Below are 7036 nucleotides of genomic sequence, written 5' to 3'. Positions count from 1 at the left end.
ATGGGGCAGTCTTCCCCCAATTTCGAAACACCCACATGGGCTACGCGCCCCCGGCGCTATGCTCGGATAGAAGAATGGACTTACACTGATTCGAATTCTGAAAATGCAGTAGTTGACACGCAACGAGCTTTCATAGAAGGGCACGCTGCGCGTGCCGCGCCGGATACATGACGCGCCGATGCCGGCACGCACAGCGTGCCCTACCATTTCACTTGGCCTCGTGCCGTGCGGTCACTGTCGTCGTGATCCCGCCACGCGGCGTGAAGGCGGCAACGAGCGTTATCGAGCGCGGTTGAAGCACGGCCACGAGGTCATCCAGAATCCGATTCGTCGCGTGCTCGTAAAAAATCCCCTCGCTGCGGAATTGCTGAAGATAGAGCTTTAGGCTTTTCAGTTCGACGCAGCGAGCAGCGGGCACGTAGTGGATCGTCAGCGTGCCGAAATCCGGCTGCCCGGTCTTCGGACAGACGGAAGTGAACTCCGGGCACACGATTTCGATCGTATAATCCCGGCCGGGATACTGATTCTCAAACGTCTCGAGCGCGGCGCGGAACTCGGCGGGCACGACTAGCTCCTTTTCGCGAAAACCTCATTGTGCCATGATAGGAACGAGGGAAGCTATGTCAAAACCTGCGGTGGTGCTTTTGTCCGGCGGGTTGGATTCGGCGACGGCCGCGGCTGTGGCGCGCGCCGAGGGGTTTGAGTTGTGCGCGCTGACGATCGACTATGGGCAGCGGCATCGCCAGGAGCTGGAAGCGGCCGCGCGGGTGGCGTCGGCGCTCGGGGTGAAGCGGCATGTGACGCTCAAGATCGATCTGACGCAATTCGGGGCCAGCGCGCTCACCGCGCCGATCGACGTGCCGAAGGCCCGCTCGCGCGAGGAGATGGAGGCGGGGATTCCCATCACGTACGTTCCGGCCCGCAATACGATTTTTCTCGCTCTCGCTTTGGGCTATGCGGAGGTGCTCGGCGCGGCCGACATCTTCGTCGGAGTGAACGCCGTCGATTACAGCGGCTATCCCGATTGCCGGCCGGAGTTCATCGCGGCTTTCGAGCGGCTGGCAAATCTGGGCACGAAGTCAGGAGTTGAAGGCTCGCTACAATTCAAGGTCCACGCCCCGCTGGTCCAGATGACCAAGGCCCAGATCATCCGCCGCGGCACGGATCTCGGTGTCGATTACGGCCTGACTCACAGTTGTTACGATCCCGATCCATCCGGCCGCCCCTGCGGAAGCTGCGATTCTTGCCTGCTTCGCCGCCAAGGCTTCGCCGAGGCCGGGCAAGTCGATCCGCTGGATCGAAGTGAGAAATGTTTGTGAATTGACCCGATGAGAGTTGTCGAGATTTACCAATCGCTGCAAGGGGAAGGTCTGCTGACCGGCACGCCGAGCGTGTTTGTTCGCGCCAGCGGCTGCAATCTGCGCTGCTGGTTCTGCGACACGCCGTATGCCTCCTGGAAGCCGGAAGGAGAGGATCTGTCGGTCGACGAGATCATGCGTCGCGTGGCCGAGTTGCGGCCGACTGTTGGAGTTCAGGCTTTAGCCTGCTACGAGCAGCCTGATGGCTGGAGTCCAACACTTCGGTTCGCAAGCGAACCGGCTAACGGACGTCCTGCGTGCTCCGCCGACCGACCTCCGACTTCTGACCTCCGACTTCCGACCTCCGACCTCCGCCATGCCGTGCTGACCGGCGGCGAGCCGATGTTGTTCGCTGAACTGATTCCTCTCACGCACCAGTTGCACTGCCTGGGCTTTCACATCACGATCGAAACGGCCGGCACGCTGCATCTGCCGGTCGAGTGCGATCTGATGTCGATCAGCCCGAAGCTCTCGAACTCGACCCCCTCGGCCGAGCGCGATCCGCGCTGGCACGAGCGACATGAGCAATCGCGTTACGTGCCCGAGGTCGTGCATCGGCTGTTGGCGGACCACGCCTATCAGATAAAATTCGTGATCGACGCGCCGGCCGATTGCGACGAAGTCGAAGCGTATCTCCATGAATTCCCCGAGGCGGACCGCAGCCGCGTGCTGCTGATGCCGCAAGGAACCGATTGCGAATCGCTGGCCGAGAGAAGCATTTGGCTCGAGCCGCTTTGCACCGAGCGTGGATTCTGCTTCTGCCCGCGGCGGCAGATCGAGTGGTACGGATATGCCCGCGGCACGTGACCGGGGGGCGACCATTACGTGCACGTAGTTAATCGCAACCCCATGCGCCGAACAAAGTCTACCTACGCCGGCATGTGCGAGTCCGTCCTGCATGTTGTAATTCGTGTGGGACGCATCAAACTCCGCAACGGAAACGGGAACCGGCAATGACCTATCGCGGACACGTACAAAATGGCGTCGTGGTATTTGATGATTCAGTCGCGCTTCCCGATGGAATGGAAGTGCGGGTGGAACCGATTCCGCCTTTGGCGAAATCACTTGCGGACCAGTTCGCCGATGTGATCGGCAAGGCGACTGATCTGCCCCCCGACATGGCTGAACAGCACGACCATTACGTTCACGGAGCGGCGAAGCGATGAGCCGCGTATTCGCCGATTCGTTTGACTTCTTCGCCCTGCTCAATCCAAATGACGCCGTCCATGAGCGAGCAATCCGTTATTCTCAGCAGAATCACGGCCCCCTGCTTACGACGGCTTGGGTGCTTGTCGAATTCGCCGACGGACTTGTCCGGACTCCCCAGCGGCACCTCGTCCGCCGACTATTGCGCGACCTCGAAGCGAATCCCGAGCATCTGATCATTCCTCACGGCGAAGCACTGTTCCGGAGGGGAATCGATCATTGTGCTCGCGGGCGATCGCCCGAGCCGAGCGCCGCGGGTTCCTTCTGTTTCTTCGCCGACTCCTCGGCATGGGGCGGGGCGTGCGCCGGCGCTCGTGGGGCAAAGATGAGCACGGTAACAGCCCCGGCGGCGACCAGAATCAGCCCAGCGACAAATATGGGTCCGATCTGGCTGACCATGCCGCTCTTGGTGAGCGCGGCAAACGTGTTGATGACCGGGGCGCCGCCGAATACGAGCGGCATCACGTATATCGGTTTGCCGCCGAAGTTGAATGCCAGGATGACGCCCAGCGCTCCGAACGCGCCGGCGGCGCCTCCAGCCAGGCTCCAGAATACGCCGCTCGCACTCCATCTTCCCGGATCGAGATCGGGCGCGATCGCGAGAAGGAGATATGGCACGATCACGGCGATTAGAAAGTAGGCCAGTCCGACGCAGAGAAATGGCCGCAAGCGACTGCCGGCCATCGCCATTTGGCCCTTGTGCAGCGTCGGCCCGTAGATGCCCCAGCAAACCGCAGTCATCAGCGTAAACAGGATCACCAATGCCTTGTCGCGAAATTCGTGCGACGGCGCAACCGCGGGGGTCGCAATCTTTGCATCCGGCTGCGCGGCGGCAGTGGTTGCCGCAGGAGGTGTCGGATGCGGAGCGGAAAGCATGACGGTAATCGCGCCGGCAACCACTAAAATCAATCCGGCGACGAAGATCGGGCCGATCTGCTTGTACGCTCGCGCGAAATGGATCGTCACGAACGTATTGACGACCGGCGCCCCGCCAAATACGAGCGGCATGACATAGACCGGGCTGCCGTGAAACGTGAAGGCCAGGATGATCCCGAGCGCACCGACCGCGGTCACAACTCCGGCCAAAATACTCCAGAACAATCCCGTCGCGCTCCAGTGTCCTTTTTCGCCCGTCGACTTAAGCATGACAATGGGGGCGACGACGGCAATGACGAAATAGGCCAACCCAACGCAAATGAACGAAAGCAGTCCGCCGCCATGCACCGCGGGCGAAGGTGAAAACGCGTCTTGGCCAAGCTTCAAGACCGGCCCGTAGAGTCCCCAGCAGATGACCGTCAGAAGAATCGAGAGAACGACGGAAAGCAGGCCTTTCATAACGGTGAGAAGCTCCGGATCGATGGTGAGGAAGTTGAGATGACTCGGGGCAGAGGATAGCCCTCAAGCCTTAACAGATCGTAACTCATTAGCCGAATGCGGCAAACCACGGATATCGCGGATGACACGGATTTTTTGAACTGGGCTAGCTCCATTTCAGGCACGATCTTATCGGTGAAATCCGTGGTTCTCTCCTTCAAGCCACTCAACTCGAACAGTGCCGAAAAATCGCCCAAAACCGCCCTTGACCCGCTCCGGCGATTCTCATATCTTCCCGCCACGACATGTGCAACGGCCCGACAAATCGGGCCGTTTCACGACCACAGCACACGAGCGTATCCACACGTGGATGGGTCTGCCTCTGGGAGTCGCTTGCGACTGCCTGCGGACCAGCGAAGCCGTGTCGGCGGCAAGGATGCATGCCGCACGCTTCGATTACAACGAGTGAGGGGCTTCCGGGCGGGATTCTAGCAACCGCGCCAGCGTCATGGCTCGCGCGGCTCAAGGAGGAGAATCGGCTGGCACTCGGCGGGCAATCTATGGCCCGCCGATCGATCACTCGCGAGCGTCCAATCGCTCCCGGAAAAGGATGGTGTCCTTTGCCCCCCTGGGACCCGGCCTTTCCGGGGGCATTTTTTTTAATCCTTCTCGGTCGCGATCGCCGGCGGCGGTCTGTTCGGCCCGGCGTGCATCATCCGCATTTGCCCGGCGATGCACACGACAAGGATCCCGAGCAGGAGATTCACGGTGACCCAGAATCGCGCCTGTTCTCGAAACCGCGCCAGCGCCGCGCTCCGCCCGACGAGGGCGCTGGCGATGAAGAAGACCGCCAACGCGAGCAGAAACTTCACGCCGAATAAGGCTTGGTACAGCGTCGCGTTGTCCGAGCCGGTTTCCCAGGCCGGACCCCACGTGTGTGAGAGCTTGACGAACCAGATGAAGTTGTAGAGCCCGGTCACGAGCAGCAACAGGATCGCCGCCATCACCACCTTCGACCATCGCCGGCGGATCCCTTCGTTGAGCGCCTGCCGTTGCTCCGGCGGCAATTCGGCCGCGGCCGGAATGAGCGCCAGCCGCATGAACATCGGTCCGCCCAGGGCCGCGATCGCGGCCAGAATGTGCAGCCAGCGGAAGAGGAGAGCGAGGAAGTCCATGGGGAGAACGATGAAGGATGAAATAGGAAGGATGAAGGATGAAGCACGACGAAGCAGGTGACGAGCCGCAAGTTTGGAGCATTCGGTCACGACTGTCAAACGAGTCGCGGCAGCACATTCAGCCTTTATCCTTCCGCCTTCATTCTTACAACCGTCACTCCTCCTGCTCGCGCCACATCTTCTCCGCCAATCGCAGCGCTTCTTCCTGCGTCTGCACTTGAGCATCGAGCTGGACGGCGCGAAGCTCGCGCAGGATTCGCGCATAGATCTTGCCCCGCGGAATGCCCAGCGCGATCAAGTCGGCGCCGGTCACGAGCGGCGGTGGGTTCAATTCGTCCGGCGGCAGCGCGAGCCGCTGGCGGCAATAGGCGATCTCGGCCGGATCGATTTCGCCGATCGCCGCGAGCACGTCGTGCAGCGCGAGCAATTCGGCGATGCCGTCGCTGATCAACAGCGGCTGCAACCGCGACCACGGCATCCGCCGCGCATCGGCGAGCGCGCCCCAATGCTCGAGCAGCCAAGCCGCCCGCTCGGAATCTTTCTTCGCCAGCTTCCACCGCGCGCCGACCTGGCGGGCCCGAAAAAAGGGGTCGGGAGTCATTTTATGGAACGGCCTGACTCTGCCGGCGTCCAACCACAAATGACTCCCGACCCCTTTTTTGGGGCCCAGCAGCACCGCCAGCGCCAGCGCGAATGTGGGCTCGCGCAAGCGATCCAGAATCGCGAGCGTGCGCTGCCAGGAATTCGAATCGTTGGCGTTGTCGGTCCCCTCTCCCTTTGGGAGAGGGAGAATTCTCCGACCCCCGACCTCCGCCCCCCGACCTCCCACTTCCGGCAACGTTTCATACTTCGTACTTCGCACTTCATACTTCACGTCTCCGACCTCCGGCAACACCGCCGCCAGCAGGCCCGTCTCGTCGAGCAGCCGCACGGCCCGCGCTCGGCTGGAATGCACCAGCATGATCTCGATCTCGGCGGCGATCCGCTCGGCGCTGACGATCGTGATCTCGGCGGCCATTTCGTGGATCGCCGCCCGCGTGGCCGATTCGAGTTGAAAGTCGAAGATGGCCGCGAACCGCACCGCTCGCAGCATCCGCAATTTGTCTTCGCGAAATCGCTCGGTCGGCGCGCCGATCGCGCGCACGATCCCCGCGCGCAGATCGTCCGCTCCGCCGACGAAATCGATGACCTGCTCGGCGACCGGATCGTAGAACATGCCGTTGATCGTGAAATCGCGGCGGCGGGCGTCTTCCTCGGGCGAGCTGAAGGTGACGTGGTCGGGATGCCGGCCGTCGCTATAGGCATCGTCGCGGCGGAAGGTGGTCACCTCGACCTGCCCGGCCTCTTTCGGCCCGAGCACGGCAATCACTCCGAAGGCCGCCCCGATCGCCAGCGTGCGGCGGCGGCCGAACACGCGGCGGACATCGTCCGGCTTGGCGTCGGTCGCCACGTCGTAGTCCCAGGGAATGCGGTGCAAAAGCTGATCGCGCACGCACCCCCCAGCCCAATAGGCGGCAAACCCTTGGGACCGCAGCTCGGCGACGACTTCGACGGCAAATTGCCGCTGCTTGGCGGGAATGAGGGGCATGGGCGTGAAGTACGAAGTAGCAAGTACGAAGTATGAAATGTTGCCGGAAAGTCGGAGGTCGGATGTCGGAAGTCGGCCTCGTTAGCCCCGTCGCTTGTACTCGACCCTGCCTTCGGCTCTGAGGCTCAGGCTCGAAGAGAGGCTCAGACCCGAAGGGCGACGAGATGGACCGTGGTTCGCAGCCGGCAGTATATCAGCCGCCTCGGCACTGGCCGACTGCGCTGGCCAGTGCCACACATTGACCTCCGCAAGGGCCGCCATTGGGCGGCTGGACCGCCTCCCACGATCTCCGCCGCGGTTTTCCCCTCCTTTGGGAAAATCATCGCAAATTGTTGACAATCCCCGGATTAACCGATAGACTGGCGTCCGACCTTGAGGGAACATAGGCGGAGAGG

The 7036-nt window shown here is 62.0% G+C and carries 7 protein-coding genes; 3 read left to right on the top strand and 4 right to left on the bottom strand.

The features are described 5' to 3' along the window. Positions 1-208: 208 nt before the first annotated feature. Positions 209-565 carry a preQ(1) synthase gene (queF, locus tag VGY55_07040; GenBank protein HEV2969728.1) on the bottom strand — a complete coding sequence of 119 codons (357 nt, stop codon included), beginning with the start codon at positions 563-565 and terminating at the stop codon, positions 209-211. Between the two features lie 55 nt (positions 566-620). On the opposite strand from queF, the gene queC reads away from it, so the two are divergent. From queC to VGY55_07025, 3 genes are all read left to right on the top strand, one after another. Next, positions 621-1319: a 7-cyano-7-deazaguanine synthase QueC gene (queC, locus tag VGY55_07035; GenBank protein HEV2969727.1), complete on the top strand. Its 699-nt coding sequence runs from the start codon at positions 621-623 to the stop codon at positions 1317-1319. A gap of 9 nt (positions 1320-1328) precedes the next feature. Beyond that, a complete protein-coding gene (locus VGY55_07030) occupies positions 1329-2165 on the top strand; it encodes a 7-carboxy-7-deazaguanine synthase QueE (protein HEV2969726.1) in 837 nt (278 codons plus the stop codon). Between the two features lie 146 nt (positions 2166-2311). After that, complete coding sequence (locus VGY55_07025) at positions 2312-2524, top strand: hypothetical protein (GenBank protein HEV2969725.1); 213 nt, start codon at positions 2312-2314, stop codon at positions 2522-2524. 256 nt (positions 2525-2780) lie between these two features. Here VGY55_07025 and VGY55_07020 read toward each other — a convergent pair whose 3' ends face one another. From VGY55_07020 to VGY55_07010, 3 genes are all read right to left on the bottom strand, one after another. Beyond that, the gene (locus VGY55_07020) at positions 2781-3899 is read right to left on the bottom strand and encodes a hypothetical protein (GenBank protein HEV2969724.1); all 1119 of its coding nucleotides are present in this window, start codon (positions 3897-3899) and stop codon (positions 2781-2783) included. 638 nt (positions 3900-4537) lie between these two features. Then, complete coding sequence (locus VGY55_07015) at positions 4538-5053, bottom strand: hypothetical protein (protein HEV2969723.1); 516 nt, start codon at positions 5051-5053, stop codon at positions 4538-4540. Between the two features lie 154 nt (positions 5054-5207). Continuing rightward, the gene (locus tag VGY55_07010) at positions 5208-6641 is read right to left on the bottom strand and encodes a CCA tRNA nucleotidyltransferase (GenBank protein HEV2969722.1); all 1434 of its coding nucleotides are present in this window, start codon (positions 6639-6641) and stop codon (positions 5208-5210) included. Positions 6642-7036: the final 395 nt, after the last annotated feature.

It is taken from the genome of Pirellulales bacterium (assembly GCA_035939775.1).
GTDB lineage: Bacteria > Planctomycetota > Planctomycetia > Pirellulales > DATAWG01 > DASZFO01.
The sequence above is the reverse complement of the archived record's forward strand: the minus strand, read 5'-3'. Positions and strand labels throughout refer to the sequence as shown.